This window comes from Thioalkalivibrio sp. ALE12, from assembly GCF_000381105.1.
GTDB lineage: Bacteria > Pseudomonadota > Gammaproteobacteria > Ectothiorhodospirales > Ectothiorhodospiraceae > Thioalkalivibrio.
The window spans coordinates 42163-65203 of the sequence record NZ_KB905905.1; the positions used below are offsets into that span (position 1 = coordinate 42163).

The window sequence follows — 23041 nt, forward strand, 5'->3', positions numbered from 1 at the left end:
GGCCGGCCTCAGGGCTTGCTGCGCAGGTCCAGGTCGAACAGGGTGTCCCCCCCCAGTCGGAAGATCCGGCAGGGCGGGCGCAGGGCCTGATCCAGCGAGTCGATCTCTGGCAGCGTGACGCCGGGGCGCCCGGACCCGATCAGCATCGGTGCGATGGTGAGGTGCAGGCGGTCCAGGGTGTCGGCCTGCAGGAAGCGCGAAACCGTTTGCCCGCCACCCTCGACCAGCAGGCGGTGCAGGCCCATCTCCGCCAGCCGCCCGCGGATCTGTGCCGGGTCGAAGCGCCCGTCGTCCCCGGTGGGCATCTCCAGGCATTCCACGTGTTCGGGAAGCCCGCAGGGGCCGTAGCCGGCCGCGTGGAGGACGAGCGTGCGGACCTCGGCATGGCGGAAGACATGGGCATCGGCGGGGATGCGGCCGTCGGGGTCCAGGATCACGCGCACCGGATTCGGGCCCTCGGTCTTGCGCACGGTCAGACGGGGGTCGTCCGCGACCACGGTGCCGGCGCCGACGATGACGGCATCCACCAGGGCCCGCAGGCGGTGCAGGCGCTCGATATCCTCGGGGCCGGTAACGTAGTGCGAATGGCCGCTGGCAGTGGCGATGCGTCCGTCCAGGCTTTGCCCGAGCTGGGCCACGGTGATGCTGGGCGCCTCGACGATCGGGCCGTAGAGATCCAGCAATTCGTGGGCACCCGGCGCCAGGGGCCCGGGCAGGGGGCAGCACCCGGGATCGGCCCGCTGGGCCAGCAGCCAGCGCCAGGCTTGTTCCTCGGTGACCGGATATGCCGTCATGCCGCAAATTCCGGGGTTACGGGACCGCGACCGGCCAGTTGGGGTAGGCTAGGGGCCGATCTCCCGCACGCGTAGCCGATCAGTCCCGAATTCGGCAGGTTCCTGATGACACGTCTGGAGTATCCGGGGCTCGCCTTCGGGGAATTCGCGGGTTGCGGGCGGGTCATAAACAAAACTCCCTATGGACGTACCCGATGCATAACGCCGATCGCGGGATCTTTGATCTGCGCCGGGGCCATCCGGTCCTGGTAAGTGGTTCGCAGTCGAGTGTACTCGTTGCGGCCGTCGAGGGTCTGACCCCCGTTCTGCTGGATCGTTTGACCCACATGACCGGGGCGTCGCCTCGACTGATTCTAACTGCGCACCGGGCCTCTGCAATGGGCTGGGCCCAGCCGCTGCAGGAAGGCTGGGAGGGCGTGGCCCTCGAGTTCGCCCCGGACACCGATCCCGAGGCGCTGTTTACTCTGGCCAGTGCCCCCGAGGCCTCGAACGAGGCCGGACACCCCGATGCCGCCCTCGGCCAGCCGACGGTGACGCGGGCATTGCCGGCGGAAGTCGCCGCCCTGGAACTGGTGCGGGCGGGTCGCCTGTTGCCGGCGGTGGTGGCCGCCCCGGTGCCCGAACCGGTGCCCGAGGCGATACAGTCGGCGCTTGCCGATGGCATGTTCCTGGATGTAGACGAGCAGGAGGCCCGGGCCGTGGCCCAGCATCCGCGGCTGGAGCTGGCCTACGTCAGCGAGGCCCCCGTGCCGCTCGCGGATGCTCCGGTCACGCGCTTCATGCTGTTCCGGGAGGGGAACGGGATTCTGGAGCATGTGGCCGTTTTGATCGGCGAGCCCCGGGACTGGCCCGAGGCGGTCCCGGTGCGACTGCATTCGGCCTGCCTGACCGGCGATCTGTTCGGCAGCCTGCGCTGCGACTGCGGCGACCAGTTGCGGCTGGGTGTGAAGACCATCAACGAGTCGGGTGGGGGCGTGCTGCTGTACCTGGCGCAGGAAGGCCGCGGCATCGGGCTGGCCAACAAGCTGCGCGCGTACACCATGCAGACGGCCGGTCTGGACACCATCGACTCCGACTGCCAGCTGGGCTTCGAGGCGGACGGGCGGCGCTACGATGCGGCCGTGGAGATGCTGGAATTCCTGGGTATCGATACCGTCCGTCTGCTGACCAACAACCCCGGCAAGATCGAGGCGCTGCGGGCCGGCGGCATCGACGTGGTGGCGCGCGAGCCGGTGCACGGCAAGCTGAATCCGCACAACCTGCGCTACCTCAGCACCAAGGCCGACCGCGGCGGTCACTGGCTGCAGGAACTGCTGGCCTCGGAGGCCGAGCGCGGCTGAGGGACCGGTCAGGCGCGCAGTTGCGCCAGATCGAAGCGGGCCGTGTCGCGGATGGCGGCGGCCAGGATTCCGGCATAGTGCGCCACCAGGCGTTCGCCGAGGTCCGCGGTCGCCGCGCGGGCATTGCCCACCACCCCCGAAGGGTTGAGGTCCTGCGCCATCCAGGCGAAGGACGCGCGGCCCTCGGGTTCCAGCACCTCCATTGTCTCGGCCAGCGTGGCCCCCAGCGACGGCGCGTCCGCGGCCGCGTCCATGTGGACGGTCTCCGGCGCGAGGAAGCGCATCATCGCGGTCTCGATCAGCCCTCCGTGCAGGCCGTGGCGGAGTTCCTCGGCCGGGATGCCGAATTCGGACGACGGGGGCTGGGTGAAGTAGTGATGCTTGACCACCAGCATGCTGTGCGCTCGGCGCAGCTCCAGCGCGGCCAGGTCGCAGATCGCGGTGTTGCCGCCGTGGCTGTTCACGATCAGCAGTCGGCGAAGACCGCTGCGCGCTACGCTCTCGCCAAGATCACGCAGCAGGGCCAGCGCGGTCTCGGGGCGCAGGGTCAGCGTGCCAGAGAAGTCAGTGTGTTCATGACTGGTAGCGACGGCCACGGGCGGAAGGACGACCCGCGGCAGATCCTCCGGAAGGGTCTTGCAGGCCGCCTGCAGGAGACCGAGGCCGATGCGGTAGTCGGTGTCCAGCGGGAGGTGCGGGCCGTGTTGCTCGATCGCCGACAGGGGCAGGAGCGCAACGGCGTCGCGCGCGGCGAGTTCGGCGATCCCGGCGCTTGTACGGTCCTGCCACCAGAGGAGGTCTCGGGCACTCATGCGTCCAGCCTTGCCGCCTGGGGGCGTGGCGTCAAGCGACAGGGCGGCGGGCATAGAGATCGCCCGAACCCAGGCGGTCGCCGTGTGCCTCCAGCCAGGTCAGGATTTCCGCGCCGGACTGCCATTGGGCAAAGCGGTACCGGCGTTGTTCGCCGGGGATCAGGTTGTACTCGTAGGTATCGAGCGCGTCCAGTTGCTGGAGGCAGTCGCGGGTGACGTCCAGCGCACCGGCGACGAATTCGAACGAGAGGGCCGGGACCGCGTGGGTGAGTCCGCGCAGGACCTCGGCCTCCAGGCCTTCGACATCGATCTTGCAGAAGGCGGGGGTGCCGTATTCCTCGATCAACTGGTCGAGGGTGACCATGGGGACCGTGATCTCGTCGTCCCAGTGCACGTGCTGGAAGCGCCGGTTGTGGTTGCGCAGCGATCGGACCCAGGGGCGCGAAGCCGAGGAGACCGTGGGGTGGCGCCGGCTGATCTGCAACTGCGCGGAGCCGGGGCGGGGCCCGGCGACCTCGCGGCGGATCGCGATACCCGGCCGGCCGCGCACGGCGCGCCGCAACCAGGGCAGGAGCTGGGGCTGGGGTTCCAGTGCCACGACCCGGGCGCCCAGGGCGGCAAAGGCCAGGGTGCGGTCGCCGACGTGGGCCCCGATGTCGAACACCAGGTCCCCGGGCTGGACGAACGGGGCATACATGCGCTGCAGGCCTCGCTGCCGGCCGGGGCGGCGGTAGATGATCAGCGAGCGCAGGACACCTATCGCCTGGTCCAGCCAGGCCATGCGGGAAGGGCTTTGCGGGGATGCATTCATCCCGGCAGGCTAACCGAGCCGGGGCCACGGGGGAACGCCGGCGGTCTAGCAGAGTCTTCAGGAGGGTTGGCAGTTACGTGCCTGGCACGAGCGGCCGGGTAGAACGGGCGGGACGAGGAGCGATGCATGAGTGCAGGTTTTCGGATGCTGAAACGGCTGGTTTCTTCGGGTCTGCTGGCCGTTTCGCTGGTGAGCGTTGCCCAGGCCGGTGATGACTGTGCCGCCGCTGGCGTCTGGTCGGCGCCGGGCGGCGAGCGGCTGGATACGGCCGAGTTGTATGCCGACCTGGCAAGGCGTGATGCGGTCCTGCTGGGCGAGCGCCATGACCGAATGGATCATCATCGCTGGCAATTGGCGACCCTGGCGGCACTGCATGGGTATCGCCCGGACCTGGTGATCGGCCTCGAGATGCTGCCGCGTTCCAAACAGCCGGTCCTGGATGCCTGGGTCGCGGGCGAACTGGACCCGGAGGCCTTCCTGGAAGCGAGTGGCTGGTATACCCACTGGGGCTTCGATCCCGACCTGTACTGGCCCATCCTGCACTTCGCCCGTTTGCATGACGTGCCCCTGCTGGCGCTGAACCTGGAGCGGGAGTCGATCCGGCGGCTGGGCCATGAAGGCTGGGACGCGTTGGACGAGGAGGCACGCGACGGCGTGTCCGCCCCGGCCGCGCCCAGCGCCGGGTACCGCGCGTATCTGGAATCCGTATTGGAACGCCACCCGGCGGGGATGGGGCCGGATGCGGAGCGCTTTGTCGCGACCCAGGTGGCCTGGGACCGCATGATGGCGGGCGCCATCTCCGCGCATCTCGAGGCGGGCGGCGAGCGTCCTCCGCTGGTGGCGGCGATCATCGGCTCGGGGCATCTGGAATACGGCTACGGGGTACCCCACCAGCTCGCCGATCTGGGCGTGACCGACACGGCGGTGCTTTTGCCGCGTGAGCCCGGGGAATGCGCGGAAACCGACCCGGACCTGGCGGATGCCGTATTCGGGGTCCCGCGCGACGATCGATTCGAACTTTCGGGGGCCCTGCTTGGGGTACACCTGGAGGCCGATGACCAGCCGGGTATTCGCATCCTGCGGGTCCAGCCGGACTCGGTGGGCGAGGCCGCCGGCTTGCAAGCGGGGGACCGCGTCCTGCGGGCCGGGGACCGATCCATCCGCGCGGCGAGCGACCTGCAGCGCGTGGTGCGGGCCGTCGCGCCCGGTACCTGGCTGCCCCTGGAGATCGAGCGCGAGGGCGAGCAGCTCGAGCGGGTAGCGCGTTTCCCGCGCGGGGACTGAACCATGCGAACCGGCTTGCTTGCGGGCGTCATCATCGCCGTAGGACTGCTTCTGGCGCCGCTCCCCGGCGCGGCCTCTGTTGCCGGGGTGGTGGTGCAGGTGGAACTGGATCCCGGCCAGTCGCGGCTGGAGGGCCGGTTCGAGGCGGATCCGGCGCAGGTGGATCCGGCCACTCTGCGGCGCTTCCGGCTCGATCCGGGGATTGCCGTGGACGCCGTCTCGCTGGGCGGACACCCCGTCGAGTTCGAGCGTAGCGGAGATGGCTGGCTGGAGCTGGCGCGCGCGCCGGAGGCCGATGCCGGCGCCCTGGTGATTCGCTACGGCGCACGTCTGCCCGCACTGGACGATGCGCGACCCGGAAGCGGATTCCTGGCCCCGGAGGGCGGATATCTGCCGGCGGGGGCGGACTGGTATCCGCGCCGACCGGAGCAGGAGCCGCATGCCGTGCGTATTGAAGTGACCAGTCTCGGCGGCCATCGGGCGGTCGCATCCGGCTCGCAGGTGGCGGAGGAGCGCGAAGAAGACCGGTACCGCACAACCTTCGAACACCCGGCGGCACGCGCGCTGGCCGTGGCCACCGGACCCTGGGACGCGGTCGAGCAGGAGGTTGGAACGGTCACGGTGCGCACGCTGTTTCCGGCTCACCTGGAAGCCGAGTTCGGCGCGACCTATCGCGAGCAGGCGGCTGGCTATATCGAGCGCTTCAGCGAGGCGATCGGGCCGTATCCCTACGACACCTTCACCATCGCCGCGAGTCCGCGGCCGGTGGGGCTGGCCTTCCCGGGTTTTACGCTGATGGGCGAGCGCGTGATTCCGTTGCCGTTTATCCCCCATACCTCCCTCGGACACGAAGTGCTCCACGCCTGGTGGGGGACGGGGGTGTACGTGGACGCCTCGGGCGGCAACTGGTCGGAAGGGCTGACCACCTTCATGGCCGATTACCAGTTCAAGCGTGATCGTGGTGAGGGGCGTGAGGAGCGCGGGCAGTGGCTGCGTGACTACGCGGCCCTACCCAGTGGGCAGGATCGGCCACATGGTAGCTTCCGGGGCGGGAATTCCGGCGCCGCGCGGATTGCCGGGTATCACCGCGGAGCGATGCTGTGGCGGATGCTGGAGGACCGGATTGGGGAGGAGGCCCTGCGCGCCGGCGTGCGCGAGCTGTATGCCGAGTGGCTTTTTCGCGAGGCCGACTGGGCGGCCGTGATCGAAGCTTTCGACCGGGAGACGGAGGAGGACCTGCGCCCGTTCTTCGAGCAATGGATCGAACGTGCGGGGGCGCCGACGCCGGAACTGGCCGCGCTGCGGCTGGAGCCGCGCGGGAACGGGTGGCAGGTGACGGGGCAACTGCGTCAAGCGGATGACGACGACCCGTGGCACCTGCGTGTGCCGCTGGTGCTGAAGACCGAGGAGGGGCGCGAAACGCACTGGATCGAGCTGGAGAGCGTGTCCCGGCCAGTTTCGATCAAGACCGACAGGCGGCCGCGGGCGATCGCCGTCGATCCGGACTGGCGGCTGTTCCGGCATCTGGCCGATGGCGAGTCGCCGGAGATTCTGCGCCAGGGCGCCCTGGATCCGGAGGTGCGGGTGTTCGCGCTCGGGGAAGCCGGGGCCGCCGAGGTCGCGCCCTGGCTGGGGCGTGTGCCCGAGGTCGCGGAGGGCATGGGGGGCACGCGGATCCTGCTGGGCACGCATGCCGCCGTGGCCGAATGGCTGGACGCGCGCGGGCTCGCACCGGAGCCCGCGGCCGTGGAGCCGGGCCTGGAAACGGGAACCAGCGCCCGGGCCTGGACGGTCCCCGGCACGCAACTGGTGGTGATCAGCGGCCCGGATGCGGAGGCCCGGCGTGGTGCCGCGGCCGCCTTGCGGCATCGGTCGCACTACAGCTATCTGCTGGGGACCGCGGACGGGGACTGGGAGACGGGCCTCTGGCCGCAACCCGGCATCTGGCAGGAGCTGGCCAATGACGACTGAGTTTCGACTCGATCCGCGGCTCGTCGCGGACACCTGGGCCGTGGCGGAGTGGACGCTGTCCAGTGTCCGATTGATGGATCACTGGGACTACCCCTGGTTCATCCTGGTCCCGCGGCGCCCCGACCTGCGGGAACTGCATGCACTCGCGGTGGACGATGCCACCCAGCTGGCCCGCGAATCGCGCGCCCTGGCCCGGGCGATGGAGCAGGCCTTCGTCCCGCGAGCGCTGAACGTGGCCAAGCTGGGCAACATCGTGGAGCAGTTGCACCTGCACCACGTGGCGCGCTTCGAGGGGGATCCGGCCTGGCCCGGCCCCGTCTGGGGTGCGCCGAAATCACGGGGCCTGGAAACACAAGAGGCCGAGGATCGCGTCGCGCGGGTCCTCGGCCTCGTGGAAGACGTCGGCGGTTAGGCCGGCGTCTTGCTTCAGGGTAGGCGTCAGAAGCGGTAGCCGACGTTCATCCCGAAGGTCCAGGGGTCGATGTTGACGGTACCAAGGTGCCCCAGTGTCGGATGCGAGACGTCGGTATCGATGTCGATCCAGCGCACTTCGGCATTCACGAACCAGTTGTCGTCCACCGCGAAGTCGATCCCGGCCTGCACCGCGGCACCCCAGGAATCGTCGAGGTCGATGTCGGCGCCAAGCGCGTCGCTGGTGTCTTCATCGAAGAAGTAGGTGTAGTTGATGCCGGCACCGACATACGGGCGCACCGCGGACCCGGTGTTGAAGTGGTACTGCAGGCTCAGGGTCGGCGGCAGGTGGCGGGTGCTGCCGATGTCGACGCCACCGACGTTCAGGTTGTGCTTGAACGGGATGGCGACCAGCAGCTCCAGGCCCAGATTGTCGGTCATCATGTAGGTGATGTTGCCGGACGGACGGGTGTTCGAGCCGACGTCAGCCGGAGCTGTTGCGCTCAGCCCCAAGCCGCTGGCATTCAGGTTGCCGTTGTCGGACTTGGGGGCCACGTGGGTCAGGCCGCCACGGATCAGCCAGTCGCCGGCGGAGACATCGGCATTGGCGGCGGTGGCGTGGGCCGGGATCAGGGCGGTGGGGGCCAGGAGGCCGGCCAGCGCCAGGGAGCGGAAGGTCAGGGTGTGTCGCATGTTCGGTTCCTCCGAAGGCGTGTTGGTTGTTCGGAGGTACTATCGCGCCGCGCGTATCAGTATTCGTTGATGCAGATCATTTCCGCTGATTATTTTCAGAACGGCAATCGCTGGCCCTCGAAGTCGTGGAAACTCCCGGACTGCTCGGCGTCCAGCCGGTCCAGAACATCCAGCAGGCGTCCGGTTGCGTACTCGGGGCTCAGCACCTCCGGCGCGCGCGAGCGATACGGCTCCGACAGGCGGGTGGCGCAGGTGCCGGGCTGCAGGGCGACCACGACCGCCTGACGGTGGCTGAACCGCAGCTCCAGGGCGGTGGTCCGCACGATCTGGTTGAGTGCCGCCTTGGAGGCGCGATAGCTGACCCAGCCGCCGAGGTGATTGTCCTCGATGGAGCCGACCCGGGCCGACAGGGTGGCCAGAACCCCCTTGCGATTGCGCGGGAGCAGCGGTGCCAGGTGCTTGAACAACAGCGCCGGGCCGATGGCGTTGATGGCGAAGGCTCGGGCCATGACGGCCGGATCGAGGTCGCGCAGGCGCTTCTCCGGGCCCTGGCCGTCGATGGTCAGGATGCCGGTGGCATCGAGGATCAGGTCCCACTCGGCGGCCTGCTCGCGCAGCCAGGCGGCGGCACGTTCGATACTGGATTCGTCGAGGAGATCCACGGGCGGGTCGCTGTGGCGCCCCAGTCCGATGACCTGCTCACAGTTCGGGTCCTGTTCCAGGTGTTGCATGAACGCGGCACCGAGGCCGCCCGTGGCGCCGACCACCACGGCGCGATAGGGTATCTGCAGGGATTCCATACACCCTGCGACCGCCAGGCGGGGAATTGATTCCGGGGTCATATCCCGGGAAGGGAGCGCATGAACTTTCTCCACACCCTGGGTCATGCGGCGCGCAATCTTGCGCCCATCGTGATCGTGGTGGCGGTGTTCCAGGCGCTGGTGCTGCGTACGGTGCCGGATGGCCTGCTGTCCATGGTGGTCGGGCTGGCCATCGTGGTCTTTGGCGTGGCGCTGTTCCTGCAGGGTCTGGAGATGGGCATCTTCCCCATCGGCAAGAACCTTTCCAACGCGCTGGCCCGGCGGGGTTCGTTGCTGCTGCTGATGGCGTTCGGTTTTACCCTCGGCTTCGCCACGGTGATCGCGGAACCGGCCCTGATCGCGGTCGCGGAGCAGGCGGAGCTGATCAGCGAGGGGCGGATCGAGGGATTCGTGCTGCGCCTGATCGTCGCATTGTCAGTCGGGGCCGTGGTGGCGCTGGGGATCCTGCGCACGGTGCTGGGCCACCCGCTGCACTGGTACATCCTGACCGGCTACGTGCTCGTGGTGCTGGTCACCTTCTTTGCCCCGGAAGAGATTGTCGGTCTGGCCTACGACTCCGGCGGGGTGACCACGAACATCGTGACCGTGCCCCTGGTGGCGGCTTTGGGTTTGGGGCTGGCCGCCTCGATCAGCGGGCGGAATCCGCTGCGTGACGGGTTCGGGCTGGTGGCGCTGGCCGTGATGGTGCCGATGATCACCGTGCAGCTCTACGGCATCATCGTGTTCACCGGCGCCGATATCGGGGCGCCGACCAACGCCGAGACCGCCGCGATGGATCCGGACACGGATCTGCCGGGGGCCGAGGGTCACTGGCTGGCCACGATGGGCATGGACCTGCTGCTGATGCTGCGCGACGTGGCGCCGATCATCGCGGTGATCGTGGTGTTCCAGTATTTCGTGCTGCGCAAGCGCATCCCGTATCTGCCGCGGGTGATCTTCGGTTTCGTGCTGGTGGTGCTGGGGCTGTACGCCTTCGTGGTCGGGCTCAAGCTGGGCCTGTTCCCGATCGGCGAGAGCATGGCCGAGCAGCTGATCACCAACGAGCTGTTCCTGTGGGTCTATCTGTTCGCGTTTTCCATCGGTTTTGCCACCACGATGGCGGAACCGGCCCTGATCGCGATCGGCCAGAAGGCGGAGGAGGCGGCGCGCGGCTCCCTGCGCGGCGATGTGATCCGCATCCTGGTGGCGCTGGGCGTGGCCATCGGTATCACTATCGGGGTGCACCGGATCCTGGCGGGCGATTCCATCCACCACTACATCATGGGCGGCTACCTGCTGGTGATCGTGCTGACCATCCTCGCGCCGAAGCAGATCGTGGCGCTGGCCTTCGACCTGGGCGGCGTGACCACCTCGGAGGTGACCGTACCCCTGGTGACGGCACTGGGGATTGGTCTCGCGACGCACCTGGAGGACCGCAACGTCCTGATCGACGGCTTTGGCCTGATCGCGTTTGCGTCCATCTTTCCCATCGTCACGGTGATGCTCTACGCGATCGCCGTGGATCTGTACGAACGCTGGTTTACGCGTAACCAGGAGGAGTAGCGCAATGAGATTTTCCGCACTGGTGGCCGTCCTCTCGGATGACCTGGAGGAACAGGCAATCGCCACGGCCAAGAAGGCCGGCGCGGGTGGGGTAACCATCATGGACGCGCGCGGCATCGGGGCCGAGGCGCGCAAGACCTTCCTCGGCATGACCTACGAGGGGAGTCAGTCGGTCCTGTTGTGGGTACTGGAGAAGAAAGTGGCCCTGGGCGTGCTCAAGTCCATTTCCAGGGAGCTCGATCTGGCCAATGATCCGCGCGGGATTGCCTTTACGGTGGATCTCGCCCACCTGGCCGGTATCGGGCGCAACCAGATCGAGCAGTTCCAGGAACAGGTCAAGGAAGAACTTTGACGGAGACGATTATGCTGGTAAGCGAGATTCTCAGACCCAACGTGGTGACCGTGTCCCCCCTGGCGCCGTTGCGCGAGGCCATGCAGTTGATGCGCAAGCATGGCGTGAAGTCCCTGGTGGTGGAGAAGCAGCACGCCCACGATGCCTACGGCATCATCACCTACACCACGATCCTGAAGACGATCGTGGCGGAGGAGGGCGATATTGACCTCTCGAACGTCTATGATGTCTGCACCAAGCCGGTGATCACGGTGCCCGCTGAGATGGACGTGAAATATGTGGCGCGGTTGATGGTGAGCCAGGGGATCCGGCGGCTGGTCGTGCTCAAGGGCAACGAGCTCGAGGGCATTGTGACCACCAGCGACATTGTCGGCTCGATCCTCGAGATGGCCGATATGGACTGAACGCTGCCTTCGCGGACGAGTCCGAGTCCTCGGCCGTATACTTCGCGGGGCCCATCCCCGCGCCCATTCGTTTCCGGAAGGCCGTGCCATGCCGCCCATGTCGTTCATCGAGGGGTTCGAGAAACTCCGCCTTCTGGATGCGGCCATCGAGCAGTCGCACAACTCGGTGGTCATCACCGATGCCGATCTGGATGCGGGCCCGCGGATCGTCTACGTGAATGCCGGCTTCGAGCGCATGACCGGCTACGATCGCGACGAGGCCCTGGGCCAGACCCCGCGCATGCTGCAGGGACCGGCCACCTCGCGCGCGGTGCTGGACCGGATGCGGGGTGCCCTGGCCAGCGGGGAGTGTTTCGATGGCGAGGCCATCAACTACCGCAAGGACGGTTCCTGGTACCGGGTTCGCTGGCACATCTCGCCGGTGTATGCGGAGGATGACGACCGCCGGGTGACCCACTTCGTGTCGGTGCAGCAGGACATCACGGACGAACGGCGCCGCGATGACGAGATCCGGCTGCTGTCCACCGCGCTGGAGGTATCCGCGGACCCGGTCCTGATTACCGACCCCGAGGGCACCATCACCTACGTGAATGCGGCCTTCGAGGAACAGACCGGTTATAGCCGCAACGAGGCCCTGGGGCAGACTCCGCGCATCCTGAAATCCGGCCAGCAGGATGCCGATTTCTATCGCGAGATGTGGGACACGCTGAAGCGGGGGGATGCCTTTCGCGGCGAGTTCGTGAATCGGCGCCGGGATGGCTCCCTGATGCACATGGAGCAGAGCATCAGCCCGGTCACCAATGCCGGCGGCGAAGTAACCCACTACGTGTCGATTGGCAAGGACGTGACCGATCGCGTGCGCATGGAAGACGAGATCCGGCGGCTGGCGCACACCGACTGGCTGACGGGTCTGGCGAATCGTCTGAGTCTCGGCGATACCCTCGAGGCGGAGATGGAGCGCAGCCGACGCTACGGGCGTCCGTTGTCCCTGATCATGTTCGATATCGACCGCTTCAAGGACTTCAACGACGACTACGGCCACGAGACCGGGGACGAGGTGCTCAAGCGCCTCGCGGAAACCGTCCGCGGCGCCCTGCGCGAGGCGGATTCCCTCGGTCGCTGGGGCGGGGAGGAGTTCATGGTGGTGGTGCCCGAGACGCCCGGCGCCGGGGCCGAGGCGATGGCGGAGAAACTGCGCAAGGCGGTGGCCGCAATGGAAACACCCTGCCCGATCTCGGTGACGGCCAGTTTCGGTGTCAGCGAGATGCGCCCGGGCGATACGCCGAAGACGCTGGCCCGTCGGGTGGACGAGGCGATGTACCAGGCCAAGGAGTCGGGCCGGAACCGGGTCGTGCTGCTCTGAACCGATCACCGCGGTACGCCGCAAGCCAGCCAGCAAAAAGGGCCGACCCGAATGGGCCGGCCCTTTCGATTTCAGGGGCAATTTCAGAGACGATCTGCGGGGCGCGGCGTCGCGCCCCGGCCGCGCCCGCGGGCTACGCGCGGCGGCGCAGGACCCAGATCTCCAGCAGCGCCCAGTCTTCGCCCGGGTAGTTCTCCTGTTCCAGCGGCGACAGCCGGCGGTGCCGGCTGGCGGTGCTGCCCACGAACTCCAGGTGTTCCAGCAGCAGGCGCTTGGTGGCGTCGGCCTTTTCCAGCGCGAAGGGGTTCAGGAAGTTGACGAGCATATAGCCCTCGCGCGGGGTCTCGGCGAAGGAGCGCACCAGCTTCTCGATGGCCGGCGGGTCGAGGTAGACCAGCGACGCGGTGGAGATCACGATATCGGCGTCGGCCATGGCCTTTTCGATCGCGGCCTGGGTCTCCGGCGCCGGCTGGTTCAGATCGGCCTCGAAGGTCTCGTCGAACAGCCCGGCGCTCTTGCCGTAGGCCAGGGCATTGCCGGAGATATCGATCCCGGTGGTCTTCATCGGCAGGCGGCGCGGCGCGGCGACGGTCTTGCAGGCCTGTTCGTCGGCCCAGTTGGCGCGGATCGCCTCGACATCCATGTTGTGGATGGCGGCCATGGTGGTGTTGCCGAAGCAGCAGCACAGGTCCACGTAGTTCAGGGTCTTGCCGGCGGCCGCCTGCTTCTCGGCCCAGGGGAGGATCAGCCGGTCGAAGGTTTGCCGGTTGAAGTCGTCGGAGATGTAGTCGAGCGCGTCGATGATGCGCTCCTTGAACGGTACCGGCGTCTCGGCGACGTAGATGTCGTCGAAATGCTGTTTCTTCTCCTCGGTCTTCACTTGCGGCTCACTCATCGGCTTTTCCTCGTTTGATAAACCCACCATGTTCGGGGGCATGCGCGCGGAACGTCAAGTAACGCTACTGACGCCGGTGATGCTGGCAGGGCCTCGCGCGGCGTTCCGGCTATGTATCATGAAGGAATACGCGGGAAGGGCTTGCGCGCCGTTGTCGCGAAGAATGCGGAAAAGGGACGTGAATGAAGATCGACTGTTTCAAGGCCTATGACGTACGCGGGCGGGTGCCGGATCAGCTCAACCCGGAGGTGGTAAGGGCCATCGGGCGTGCGTTTGCCGAGGAGATTCGGCCGGGGCGAACCGTGGTCGGCCACGATATTCGCCTGTCCAGCCCGGAACTGGCGCGGGCGCTGATCGAGGGCTTGACCGCGGGCGGTAGCGACGTGGCGGACATCGGTATGTGCGGCACGGAGGAGGTCTACTTCGCAACGGCGCACTACGGCGCCGGTGGCGGGATCATGGTTACGGCCAGCCACAACCCGCTGGACTACAACGGCCTGAAACTGGTGCGCAGCGAGGCGCGCCCGATCAGTGGCGACTCGGGCCTGCAGGCGATTCGTCACCGGGCCGAGCGGGGGGATTTCCGGCCCATGCCCAATGGGCAGATCCGGCATCTGGACCACCGGGGCGACTACGTGGCGCGGCTGCTTGCCTCGATCCAGCGCGAGGCCCTGCCGCCCCTGAAGATCGTGGTCAATCCGGGCAACGGCGGCGCGGGCCCGGTGCTGGAGGCGCTGGAGCCGCATCTGCCGTTCGAGCTGATCCGGGTCAATTTCGAGCCGGACGGTCGTTTTCCCAATGGCATCCCCAACCCGCTACTGCCGGAGAACCGCGCCGCCACCGCCAATGCGGTGCGGACTCATGGCGCGGATCTGGGCGTGGCCTGGGACGGGGACTTCGACCGCTGTTTCCTGTTCGACGCCCAGGGGAACTTCATCGAGGGGTACTACATCGTCGGCCTGCTCGCGGAGGCCTGCCTGGACGGCCATGCCGGCGAGCGCATCGTCCATGATCCGCGCCTGACCTGGAACACCATCGAGATGGTGCGCGCCGCGGGCGGCGAGCCGATCCAGTCGAAGACCGGGCATGCCTTCATGAAAGAGCGGCTGCGCCTCGAGGACGCCATCTACGGTGGTGAGATGAGCGCGCACCACTATTTCCGCGATTTCTACTACTGCGATACCGGCATGCTGCCGTGGCTGCGAGTGGCCGAACTGATGGGGCGGCGCGAACAGTCCCTGGGCGAGATGGTCGCCGAGCGCATGGCCCGCTACCCCTGCAGCGGCGAGTTGAACTTCGAGGTGGAGGACGCCGCAGCGGCCAGCGAGCGCGTGCTGCAGGCCTACGCCGGGCAGGGCGGGGAGGAGGATCACACGGATGGCGTCAGCCTGGAATTCGCCGACTGGCGGTTCAACCTGCGCAGCTCGAATACCGAACCGCTGCTGCGCCTGAACGTGGAGACCCGCGCGGACCCGGCCCTGCTGGAGCGCCGCGTGGACGAGATTTCCCGCCTGATACGGGGTTAAGGACGATGGAACAGACGCAAAGCCGGATCGAACTGCAACCGGTGATCCTGGCCGGCGGCTCGGGCACCCGCCTGTGGCCGGTATCCCGCAGCCATTATCCGAAACAGTTCCTGCCCCTGACCGGGGAACAGACCCTGCTGCAGCAGACCGCCCAGCGACTGGACGGTCTGGGCGCGGCCCCGCCGCTGGTGCTGGCCAATGTCGAGCACCGTTTCCTGGCGGCCGAACAACTGCGCGCGGCGGGCGTACAGCAGGCACGCATCCTGCTGGAGCCCGAGGGCCGCAATACCGCCCCGGCGATCGCGCTGGCGGCATTGCAGGCGCGGTCCGAGGGGCGCGATCCGCTGCTCCTGGTGTTGGCGGCGGATCACCACATCGGCGATCCCGAGGCCTTCCGGGACGCGGTGGTGCGGGCGATGGCGCTGGCCGAGGCGGGGCATCTCGTGACCTTCGGGATCGTGCCCACGGCGCCGGAGACCGGCTATGGCTATATCCAGCAGGGCGATGCACTGGGCGCGGATGGCGCGCGCGTCGCCCGCTTCGTGGAAAAGCCGGACGCGGCCACCGCCCGCGAGTACATCGAGCGCGGCGATTACCTCTGGAACAGCGGGATGTTCGTGTTTCGGGCGTCGCAGTATCTGGAAGAACTGGAACGTTTCGAACCCGTCATCGTGTCTGCTTGCCGGAGCGCCCTGGAGAACGCGCGGGAAGACCTCGACTTCCTCCGGGTGGACCCCGACGCGTTTGCGGCGGCCCCCCATATCTCGGTCGACTACGCCGTGATGGAGCGGACCGAGCACGCCGCCGTCACGCCGCTGGCGGCTGGCTGGAGTGATATCGGCTCGTGGTCGGCCCTGGCGGGGGTGCGGGGCGTGGACGAGCAGGGCAACACCCTGCGCGGGGACTGCCTGCTGGAAGACAGCGAGGGCTGCGTGGTGGATGCCGATGGTCTGCTGGTCGCGGGCATCGGGCTGCGCAATCTGGCGGTAGTGGCCACCCGCGACGCCGTGCTGGTGGCCGACCGCGACCGGGTGCAGGACGTCAAGCGCATCGTCGAACGCCTGCAGGCGGCCGATCGTAGCGAGCACGTGGACCACACCGTGGTGTACCGGCCCTGGGGCTGCTATGAATCCATCGATACCGGGTCGCGCTACCAGGTCAAGCGCATCACCGTGAATCCCGGCGCGCGCCTGTCGCTGCAGATGCATCACCACCGGGCGGAACACTGGGTGGTCGTCAGCGGTACCGCGCGCGTCACCAACGGCGAACAGAACTACCTGGTCACCGAGAACGAGTCGACCTTCATCCCGATCGGGCAGGTGCACTGCCTGGAGAACCCCGGTGCGCTGCCGCTGGAACTGATCGAGGTGCAGTCCGGCAGCTATCTGGGCGAGGACGACATCGTGCGCCTGGAGGACGTCTACGGGCGCGCCTGAAGCACGTGCCGCCGGGGGCGGGAATGGTATGATCCCGCGTTTTGGGCGGGGCGTGGCGCGCACGCCGCCCGGCAGCGGGAGTCGATATGGCCAAAGTGGCATTGATCACCGGGATCACCGGACAGGACGGGGCCTACCTGGCCGAGTTCCTGCTGGACAAGGGCTACGAGGTACACGGCATCAAGCGTCGTTCCTCGCTGTTCAATACCGATCGCATCGACCACCTGTATCAGGACCCGCACGAGAGCGATCGCCGCTTCATCCTGCACCACGGCGATCTGACCGACTCAACCTGCCTGATCCGCATCATCCAGCAGGTGCAGCCGGACGAGATCTACAACCTGGCCGCGCAGTCGCACGTGGCGGTCTCCTTCGAGGAGCCGGAATACACCGCCAACTCGGATGCCCTGGGCACCCTGCGCCTGCTGGAGGCAATCCGCATCCTCGGCATGGAGCAGACCACGCGCTTCTACCAGGCGAGCACCTCGGAGCTCTACGGCAAGGTGCAGGCCACGCCGCAGGACGAAACCACCCCGTTCTACCCGCGCAGCCCCTATGCGGTGGCCAAGCTGTATGCCTACTGGATCGTGGTCAACTACCGCGAGGCGTACGGCATGTATGCCTGCAACGGCATCCTGTTCAACCACGAATCCCCGGTACGCGGGGAGACGTTCGTCACCCGCAAGATCACCCGCGCCCTCGCGCGCATCAAACTCGGGCTGCAGGAACGGCTGTACCTCGGCAACCTGGACGCGAAACGCGACTGGGGCCATGCCCGCGACTACGTCGAGATGCAGTGGCTGATGCTGCAGCAGGACACCCCGGACGACTACGTGATCGCCACTGGCGAACAGCACAGCGTACGCGACTTTGTCGACGCCGCGGCCCATGAGCTGGGCATGCGCATCGAATGGCGCGGGGAGGGCGTGGACGAGCAGGGCTTTGACGACAAGGGCCGCTGCATTGTGTCGGTAGACCCGCGCTATTTCCGGCCCACCGAGGTCGAGACCCTGCTGGGGGATGCCAGCAAGGCCAGGCGCGAGCTGGGCTGGGAACCGCGCATCCGCTTCGAGGAACTGGTGGCCGAGATGGTGCGCGAAGACCTCAGAAGCGCCGAACGCGACGAGCTGGTGCGCGACCACGGCTACCGCACCCTGAGCCGCCATGAGTAAGCCGCAGCGCGTCTTCGTCGCCGGGCATCGGGGGATGGTGGGCAGCGCCATCTGCCGCCAGCTCGAGGACTGGCCGGGCGTGGAGCTGCTGACCCGCACGCACGCCGAGCTCGACCTGACCGATCAGGCCGCGGTGGAGGCGTTCATGCGCGTGGAACGCCCGGACCAGGTCTATCTGGCGGCGGCGAAGGTGGGCGGGATTCACGCCAACAACACCTATCCGGCCGAGTTCATCCGCGACAACCTGGCGATCCAGACCAACGTAATTCACGCCGCCCACGGCGCCGGCGTGCGGCGGCTGCTGTTTCTCGGCTCCAGCTGCATCTACCCGCGCGAGGCCCCGCAGCCGATCGCGGAGGCCGCCCTGCTGACCGGGCCGCTGGAGCCGACCAATGAGCCCTACGCCATCGCCAAGATCGCGGGCATCAAGCTGTGCGAGAGCTACAACCGGCAGTACGGCACGGACTATCGCTCGGTCATGCCGACCAACCTCTACGGCCCGGGCGACAACTACCACCCGGAGAACAGCCACGTGATCCCCGGGCTGATCCGGCGCTTTCACGAGGCCAAACAGGCCGGCGCCGATTACGTGACCGTCTGGGGCAGTGGGACCCCGCGCCGCGAGTTCCTGCATGTGGATGACATGGCGGGGGCCTGCGTGCACGTGATGAACCTCGACCAGACCACGTACGCGGAGCACACCGAGCCGATGCTGAGCCACATCAACGTGGGCACGGGCGAGGATCTGACCATTGCCGAACTGGCGCAGCGGGTGGCCGGCGTGGTCGGCTTCCGGGGCGAGCTGCGCTTTGACCGCTCGAAGCCGGACGGTACCCCGCGCAAGCAGCTGGACGTCTCGCGCCTCGCGGCGCTGGGCTGGAAGGCCCGCATCGGGCTCGACGAAGGGCTGGCCGGGGCCTATGCCGAGTTCCTGGAACACGGCGGAGCCAACCGGTGAGCGATTCGCCGACGGACCGGATCCGGGTCAAGTTCCTGTCGACGATGCGCGAGTCGATCTGGCGCCACCAGCTGCCGGACGGCGTGGCGCAATGGGGGCGCTGCGAGTTCACCTTCGACCCGCAGGCCACCGAGTACGACTGGCTGGTGGTGTACGACGAATTCCCGTCCAACACCGGTCGCAACCGGCATTACAGCGAACGCCTCGCCTGTGGCGCCGAGCGCACCCTGCTGGTGACCATGGAGCCGCCCTCGATCAAGTCCTACGGCCGGCGCTTTACGCGCCAGTTCGGCCGGGTACTGACCTCGCACCCGGAATGGGCGCTCAAGCACCGGCGGCGCATCCATTCCCAGCAGGGGATGATCTGGTACTACGGCTTCGGCAGTCAGGGTGAACGGCCGTACAACGACATGCGGGCACACCCGCCGCTGGAAAAGAGCCGCGACATCGCCACCATGTGCTCGGCCAAGCGCCAGCGGCACACCCTGCATCGGCGACGCTACGACTTCACCTGGGCGCTGAAGGCCCAACTGCCCGAGCTGGAGATCTTCGGCAAGGGCGTGCAGCCGCTGGACGACAAGGCCGAGTGCCTGGATGCCTACCGCTATCACGTCGCGGTGGAGAACTACGTGGGACCGCATCACTGGACCGAGAAGCTGGCGGACGCCTTCCTCGGGGCCACGCTGCCGTTCTACTACGGCGCGCCGAATGCCGCGGACTACTTCCCGCCGGAGAGCTTCATTGCCATCGACATCGACGATGTCGAAGGGACGGCCGAGCGCATTCGGCGCGCGATCCGCGACAACGAGTACGAACAGCGGCTGCCGCACATCCTCGAGGCGCGGCGCCGCGTGCTGGAGGAGTACAACCAGTTCGCCGTCGTCGCGCGCATCATCGAGGCCGCGCACGACACCGAACCGGCCGGGCCGACCGGCCAGTGGATCCACTCGCGCCGGGCCCTGCGCCGCCGCGACCCGCTGGCCGCCCTGGAGGGCGCCTGGGAAAAACTCAGCCAGCGCATCGGCCACATTTCCGGCCGCGCTGGCTGAGGTATTTCGCGGGCCAGGGACAACAGGCCGAGAGATCACGCCTGTCCAACCAGGGCCGTTTCGCGTGATCGATTCAGCGATGCATCCCGGGAATTCTCGGTGAACTCCGTCTGCTCTGTGGTTTTCCTTCGTGCCTTCGTGAGCTTCGTGGTGAATAAGGCCCCGGTCTTTTAGTCGCTATGCGGATGACGAATGCCGATCAGCCGAAGTCGCGGGAGCGGGTGGTCAGCTCGCCCAGCCAGGCGCTGCGGTCGATCAGGCGCTGCACGATCAGGTGGCCGACCCCCTCGCTGTACTGCCATTCCCCGTGGGCCTCCAGCAGGCGGCCGTGCAGGACCTCGGCGCGAAAGCGCTCCACCCGGTCCGGCCAGACGATCAGGTTCAGTGTGCCGCTCTCGTCCTCCAGGGTCAGGAACACCGTGCCGTTGGCCGAGCCGGGCCGCTGGCGGGTAATGACGATGCCGGCATAGCGGGCACCGGGATGCCCGGGGCGCTCCAGCAGCCGGGCGGCGGTGGGCAGCCGCCTGCGCTCAAGGAACGGGCGTATCAGCGCCAGCGGGTGCGGGCCCAGGCTCAGCCCGGTGGTGGCGTAATCCTGCACCAGGTCGTCCACCGCATCGGGGCGCGGCAGCAGCGGGGTCACGTCGGCCTCGCGCACCGTCTCGGCCGGGGCGTCGGCGAACAGGGGCAGGGGTTCCTCCACCGCCTCGGTCGCCCAGCGCGCCTGGTGGCGGTTTCCGGCCAGCCCCTTGAGGGCATCGGCGCGGGCCAGACGGTTGGCCTGGGCGCGGGTCAGGGCGGCGCGGGCGACCAGATCCGGCACGTCCGCGAACGGGCGCTCGGTGCGCGCGGCGACGACGCGCCCGGCCACGCCCTGCGCGAGCCCGCCGACCCGGTTCAGGCCCAGGCGCAGGGCCAGCGCGTCGCTTCCGGCTACGGGCTCCACCGTGCAGTCCCAGTCACTGCAGCGCACGTCCACCGGGCGTACCTCCACGCCGTGGCGGCGGGCGTCGGCGACGATCTGTGCCGGGGCGTAGAAGCCCATCGGCTGGCTGTTCAGCAGCGCGCAGGCAAAGATCGCCGGTTCGTGGCACTTGAGCCAGGACGAGACATAGGTGATCAGCGCAAAGCTGGCCGAGTGCGACTCGGGAAAGCCGTACTCGCCAAAGCCGAGGATCTGCTTGTACAGCTGCTCGGCGAACTTCTCCGGATAGCCGCGTTGCCGCATGCCGTCCATCAGGCGCTCGCGGTAGCGTGCGAGCTGGCCGGTGCGCCGCCAGGCCCCGATCGCGCGGCGCAGCCCGTCCGCCTCGCCGGCGGAGAAGCCTGCAGCGACCATCGCCAGCTCGATCACCTGCTCCTGGAAGATCGGCACGCCCAGGGTGCGCCCGAGTACGCGCTGGATCTCGGCATTCGGATAGCGCACCCGCTCCGGGTGGGCACGGCGCTTCAGATACGGGTGCACCATCTCGCCCTGGATCGGACCGGGACGCACGATGGCGATCTCGATCACCAGGTCGTAGAAGTTCGCCGGTTTCAGGCGCGGCAGCATGCTCATCTGCGCGCGCGACTCGATCTGGAATACGCCCAGGGTGTCGGCCTTCTGCAGCATGCGGTAGACCGCCGGGTCCTCGGCGGGGATGTCGGCCAGGCCCCAGTCGCGTCCCCGGTGGCGCGCCATCAGCTCCAGCGCGCGGCGCACGCAGGAGAGCATGCCCAGCGCCAGCACGTCGATCTTCAACAGCCCCACCGCGTCGAGATCGTCCTTGTCCCACTGGATCACCGAGCGCTCCGGCATCGCCGCGTTCTCGATCGGCACCAGCTCGTCCAGCCGGCCCTCGGCGATCACGAAGCCGCCGGTGTGCTGCGACAGGTGGCGGGGGAAGCCCAGCAGCTCGGCGGTCAGCGCCTGCCACTGTCGGGCCAGGGCACCATCCGGGTCCAGCCCGACCTCGCGCAGGCGCTCGGCAGGGATGCCGTCGTCCCACCAGGCGAGGTTGGCGGTCAGCGCATCCAGCCGCGCGCGCGAGATGCCCAGGGCGCGGCCGACGTCGCGCAGGGCGCTGCGCCGGCGGTAGCGGATCACCGTGCAGGCCAGCGCCGCGCGCTCGCGGCCGTAGCGCTGGTAGATGTACTGAATCACCTCCTCGCGGCGCTCGTGCTCGAAGTCGACATCGATATCCGGCGGCTCGCCACGCTCGGCGGAGATGAAGCGCTCGAACAGCATGCTGGAGCGCGAGGGGTCCACCGCCGTGATCCCGAGCGCATAACAAACGGCGGAGTTCGCCGCCGAGCCGCGCCCCTGGCACAGGATCCCGCGGCCGCGAGCAAAGCGCACAATGTCGTAGACCGTCAGGAAGTAGGGCTCGTAGCCAAGCTGCGCGATGATCCCGAGCTCGCGCTCGATCTGTTCGGACACCTTCGGCGGGATGCCGTCGGGCCAGCGCCCGCGCGCCCCCTTCAGGGTCTCCTCGCGCAGGTAGGCGGCCGGGCTCGTGTCCCGGGGCAGGGGATCGGTCGGGTAGCGGTAGGTGACCGCGTCCAGCGAGAAGTCGCAGTCCTGTGCGATCCGCACACTGGCTGCGAGCCAGGCGGCGGGATACAGCGTGGCCAGGTCGTCGCGCGGGCGCAGGCAGCGCTCGCCGTTGGGGAAGCGCGCCGGGGCCGCCTCGGCAACCGTGGTGCGCAGGCGCAGCGCGGTCAGCACGTCCTGCAGGGCACGCCGGCCGCGAGCGTGCATGTGCACATCGCCGCAGGCGACGATCGGGAGCCCCATCGCCTCGGCGAGCTGCCGTGCGCGGGTCGCGAGTGGGGCGTCCTCCGGCGTGCGCAACTGGCTGACCGCCAGATAGGCCTGGTCCGGCACGGCCCACCCGGCCAGCCAGCGGGCCGTTTCGGCGAGCGTCGGCTCCGCGATCTCGGGCTCGATGCGCAGCAGGACGTGCCAGCCGGTACGGGCCTCGGCGGGCAGGGCGTCGAGGTCCGCTTGCGTCAGGTGGTAGTGCCCCTTGTCCGCCGCCCCGCGCGCCCGGGTGATCAGACGGCACAGCGCGGCATAGCCCGCCGCATTACGCACCAGCAGGGTCAGGGCGGGGCCGTGTGTCAGCCGGAAGGTCGCCCCCAGGATCAGGTGCAACCCGCAGTCCTTCGCCGCCGCGTGGGCGCGGACCACGCCGGCCAGCGAGGCGGTATCGGTCAGCGCCAGCGCGCGATAGCCCAGCGCCTGGGCCCGCTCGACCAGCTCCTCCGGGTGCGAGGCCCCGCGCAGGAACGAGAAGTTGCTGACGCTCGTCAACTCGGCATACGCCGGGCTTGCGGGCTGAGGGGGCGGGGTGTCTTCCATATACTGTATATAAAAACAGTACAGCGGCGCACGCAAGAAACCGGGCCCGCGCGGAGGGTCCCGG

The 23041-nt window shown here is 68.2% G+C and carries 20 protein-coding genes; 13 read left to right on the top strand and 7 right to left on the bottom strand.

The annotated features are described in order from the left end of the window. Window positions 1–8: 8 nt before the first annotated feature. Window positions 9–794 carry a RibD family protein gene (locus tag F614_RS0100230; protein WP_018877753.1) on the bottom strand — a complete coding sequence of 262 codons (786 nt, stop codon included), beginning with the start codon at window positions 792–794 and terminating at the stop codon, window positions 9–11. Between the two features lie 194 nt (window positions 795–988). On the opposite strand from F614_RS0100230, the gene ribA reads away from it, so the two are divergent. Next, window positions 989–2134, top strand: a complete 1146-nt coding sequence (gene ribA, locus F614_RS0100235) for a GTP cyclohydrolase II RibA (protein WP_026279290.1) — start codon at window positions 989–991, stop codon at window positions 2132–2134. Between the two features lie 8 nt (window positions 2135–2142). Here the strand turns inward: ribA and F614_RS0100240 are convergent, their stop codons facing one another. Next, a complete protein-coding gene (locus F614_RS0100240; RefSeq protein WP_019557985.1) occupies window positions 2143–2946 on the bottom strand; it encodes a creatininase family protein in 804 nt (267 codons plus the stop codon). A 31-nt stretch (window positions 2947–2977) separates the two neighbouring features. Beyond that, entirely contained in the window at window positions 2978–3757 is a 780-nt protein-coding gene (locus tag F614_RS0100245; RefSeq protein WP_038037197.1) for an FkbM family methyltransferase, read from the bottom strand. A 126-nt stretch (window positions 3758–3883) separates the two neighbouring features. Between F614_RS0100245 and F614_RS0100250 the strand changes: the two genes are divergently transcribed. Genes F614_RS0100250 through F614_RS0100260 form a run of 3 tightly spaced genes read left to right on the top strand, consistent with a single transcriptional unit; the run spans window position 3884 to window position 7424 of the window. After that, window positions 3884–5041, top strand: a complete 1158-nt coding sequence (locus tag F614_RS0100250) for a ChaN family lipoprotein (protein WP_026329768.1) — start codon at window positions 3884–3886, stop codon at window positions 5039–5041. 3 nt (window positions 5042–5044) lie between these two features. Continuing rightward, complete coding sequence (locus F614_RS0100255) at window positions 5045–7012, top strand: M1 family metallopeptidase (protein ID WP_019557987.1); 1968 nt, start codon at window positions 5045–5047, stop codon at window positions 7010–7012. Continuing rightward, a complete protein-coding gene (locus F614_RS0100260; protein WP_019557988.1) occupies window positions 7002–7424 on the top strand; it encodes an HIT domain-containing protein in 423 nt (140 codons plus the stop codon). The genes F614_RS0100255 and F614_RS0100260 overlap by 11 nt, the downstream gene beginning before the upstream one ends. A 26-nt stretch (window positions 7425–7450) precedes the next feature. Here F614_RS0100260 and F614_RS0100265 read toward each other — a convergent pair whose 3' ends face one another. Both F614_RS0100265 and F614_RS0100270 read right to left on the bottom strand, forming a co-directional pair. Then, the gene (locus F614_RS0100265) at window positions 7451–8116 is read right to left on the bottom strand and encodes an OmpW family protein (RefSeq protein WP_019557989.1); all 666 of its coding nucleotides are present in this window, start codon (window positions 8114–8116) and stop codon (window positions 7451–7453) included. Between the two features lie 95 nt (window positions 8117–8211). Then, complete coding sequence (locus F614_RS0100270; RefSeq protein ID WP_019557990.1) at window positions 8212–8916, bottom strand: SDR family NAD(P)-dependent oxidoreductase; 705 nt, start codon at window positions 8914–8916, stop codon at window positions 8212–8214. A gap of 60 nt (window positions 8917–8976) precedes the next feature. Here F614_RS0100270 and F614_RS0100275 point away from each other — a divergent pair, with 60 nt between their 5' ends. The 4 genes from F614_RS0100275 (at window position 8977) to F614_RS0100290 (ending at window position 12598) form a co-directional block, all read left to right on the top strand. After that, the gene (locus tag F614_RS0100275) at window positions 8977–10479 is read left to right on the top strand and encodes a DUF1538 domain-containing protein (RefSeq protein WP_018867419.1); all 1503 of its coding nucleotides are present in this window, start codon (window positions 8977–8979) and stop codon (window positions 10477–10479) included. Window positions 10480–10483: 4 nt separating this feature from the next. After that, entirely contained in the window at window positions 10484–10831 is a 348-nt protein-coding gene (locus F614_RS0100280) for a hypothetical protein (protein WP_018867420.1), read from the top strand. An 11-nt stretch (window positions 10832–10842) separates the two neighbouring features. Then, a complete protein-coding gene (locus F614_RS0100285) occupies window positions 10843–11235 on the top strand; it encodes a CBS domain-containing protein (RefSeq protein WP_018145798.1) in 393 nt (130 codons plus the stop codon). 88 nt (window positions 11236–11323) lie between these two features. Beyond that, window positions 11324–12598 carry a diguanylate cyclase gene (locus tag F614_RS0100290; protein WP_019557991.1) on the top strand — a complete coding sequence of 425 codons (1275 nt, stop codon included), beginning with the start codon at window positions 11324–11326 and terminating at the stop codon, window positions 12596–12598. Window positions 12599–12731: 133 nt separating this feature from the next. Here F614_RS0100290 and F614_RS0100295 read toward each other — a convergent pair whose 3' ends face one another. Then, window positions 12732–13493, bottom strand: coding sequence for a class I SAM-dependent methyltransferase (locus F614_RS0100295; protein ID WP_018867422.1), 762 nt, complete (start codon window positions 13491–13493; stop codon window positions 12732–12734). A gap of 182 nt (window positions 13494–13675) precedes the next feature. Between F614_RS0100295 and F614_RS0100300 the strand changes: the two genes are divergently transcribed. The 5 genes from F614_RS0100300 to F614_RS0100320 all read left to right on the top strand — a co-directional run bounded on the left by F614_RS0100300 (window position 13676) and on the right by F614_RS0100320 (window position 19634). After that, on the top strand, window positions 13676–15019 hold the full coding sequence (locus F614_RS0100300; protein WP_018877745.1) for a phosphomannomutase/phosphoglucomutase: 1344 nt from the start codon (window positions 13676–13678) through the stop codon (window positions 15017–15019). Window positions 15020–15024: 5 nt separating this feature from the next. Next, window positions 15025–16455, top strand: coding sequence for a mannose-1-phosphate guanylyltransferase/mannose-6-phosphate isomerase (locus tag F614_RS0100305; protein WP_018879036.1), 1431 nt, complete (start codon window positions 15025–15027; stop codon window positions 16453–16455). An 86-nt stretch (window positions 16456–16541) separates the two neighbouring features. Next, complete coding sequence (gene gmd / locus F614_RS0100310; protein WP_018879037.1) at window positions 16542–17627, top strand: GDP-mannose 4,6-dehydratase; 1086 nt, start codon at window positions 16542–16544, stop codon at window positions 17625–17627. After that, window positions 17620–18585, top strand: coding sequence for a GDP-L-fucose synthase (locus F614_RS0100315; protein ID WP_018877742.1), 966 nt, complete (start codon window positions 17620–17622; stop codon window positions 18583–18585). Before gmd ends, F614_RS0100315 begins: the two co-directional genes overlap by 8 nt. Further along, window positions 18582–19634: a glycosyltransferase family 10 domain-containing protein gene (locus F614_RS0100320; protein WP_019557992.1), complete on the top strand. Its 1053-nt coding sequence runs from the start codon at window positions 18582–18584 to the stop codon at window positions 19632–19634. Before F614_RS0100315 ends, F614_RS0100320 begins: the two co-directional genes overlap by 4 nt. 199 nt (window positions 19635–19833) lie before the next feature. Here the strand turns inward: F614_RS0100320 and F614_RS0100325 are convergent, their stop codons facing one another. Further along, window positions 19834–22977, bottom strand: a complete 3144-nt coding sequence (locus tag F614_RS0100325) for an error-prone DNA polymerase (RefSeq protein ID WP_026329769.1) — start codon at window positions 22975–22977, stop codon at window positions 19834–19836. Between the last annotated feature and the right edge of the window lie 64 nt (window positions 22978–23041).

Excerpts from the sequence above, each read along its gene's own strand:
- F614_RS0100230 (WP_018877753.1), bottom strand. The coding sequence starts at position 794 with ATGACGGCATATCCGGTCACCGAGGAACAAGCCTGGCGCTGGCTGCTG.
- ribA (WP_026279290.1), top strand. The coding sequence starts at position 989 with ATGCATAACGCCGATCGCGGGATCTTTGATCTGCGCCGGGGCCATCCG.
- F614_RS0100240 (WP_019557985.1), bottom strand. The coding sequence starts at position 2,946 with ATGAGTGCCCGAGACCTCCTCTGGTGGCAGGACCGTACAAGCGCCGGG.
- F614_RS0100245 (WP_038037197.1), bottom strand. The coding sequence starts at position 3,757 with ATGAATGCATCCCCGCAAAGCCCTTCCCGCATGGCCTGGCTGGACCAG.
- F614_RS0100250 (WP_026329768.1), top strand. The coding sequence starts at position 3,884 with ATGAGTGCAGGTTTTCGGATGCTGAAACGGCTGGTTTCTTCGGGTCTG.
- F614_RS0100255 (WP_019557987.1), top strand. The coding sequence starts at position 5,045 with ATGCGAACCGGCTTGCTTGCGGGCGTCATCATCGCCGTAGGACTGCTT.
- F614_RS0100260 (WP_019557988.1), top strand. The coding sequence starts at position 7,002 with ATGACGACTGAGTTTCGACTCGATCCGCGGCTCGTCGCGGACACCTGG.
- F614_RS0100265 (WP_019557989.1), bottom strand. The coding sequence starts at position 8,116 with ATGCGACACACCCTGACCTTCCGCTCCCTGGCGCTGGCCGGCCTCCTG.
- F614_RS0100270 (WP_019557990.1), bottom strand. The coding sequence starts at position 8,916 with ATGGAATCCCTGCAGATACCCTATCGCGCCGTGGTGGTCGGCGCCACG.
- F614_RS0100275 (WP_018867419.1), top strand. The coding sequence starts at position 8,977 with ATGAACTTTCTCCACACCCTGGGTCATGCGGCGCGCAATCTTGCGCCC.
- F614_RS0100280 (WP_018867420.1), top strand. The coding sequence starts at position 10,484 with ATGAGATTTTCCGCACTGGTGGCCGTCCTCTCGGATGACCTGGAGGAA.
- F614_RS0100285 (WP_018145798.1), top strand. The coding sequence starts at position 10,843 with ATGCTGGTAAGCGAGATTCTCAGACCCAACGTGGTGACCGTGTCCCCC.
- F614_RS0100290 (WP_019557991.1), top strand. The coding sequence starts at position 11,324 with ATGCCGCCCATGTCGTTCATCGAGGGGTTCGAGAAACTCCGCCTTCTG.
- F614_RS0100295 (WP_018867422.1), bottom strand. The coding sequence starts at position 13,493 with ATGAGTGAGCCGCAAGTGAAGACCGAGGAGAAGAAACAGCATTTCGAC.
- F614_RS0100300 (WP_018877745.1), top strand. The coding sequence starts at position 13,676 with ATGAAGATCGACTGTTTCAAGGCCTATGACGTACGCGGGCGGGTGCCG.
- F614_RS0100305 (WP_018879036.1), top strand. The coding sequence starts at position 15,025 with ATGGAACAGACGCAAAGCCGGATCGAACTGCAACCGGTGATCCTGGCC.
- gmd (WP_018879037.1), top strand. The coding sequence starts at position 16,542 with ATGGCCAAAGTGGCATTGATCACCGGGATCACCGGACAGGACGGGGCC.
- F614_RS0100315 (WP_018877742.1), top strand. The coding sequence starts at position 17,620 with ATGAGTAAGCCGCAGCGCGTCTTCGTCGCCGGGCATCGGGGGATGGTG.
- F614_RS0100325 (WP_026329769.1), bottom strand. The coding sequence starts at position 22,977 with ATGGAAGACACCCCGCCCCCTCAGCCCGCAAGCCCGGCGTATGCCGAG.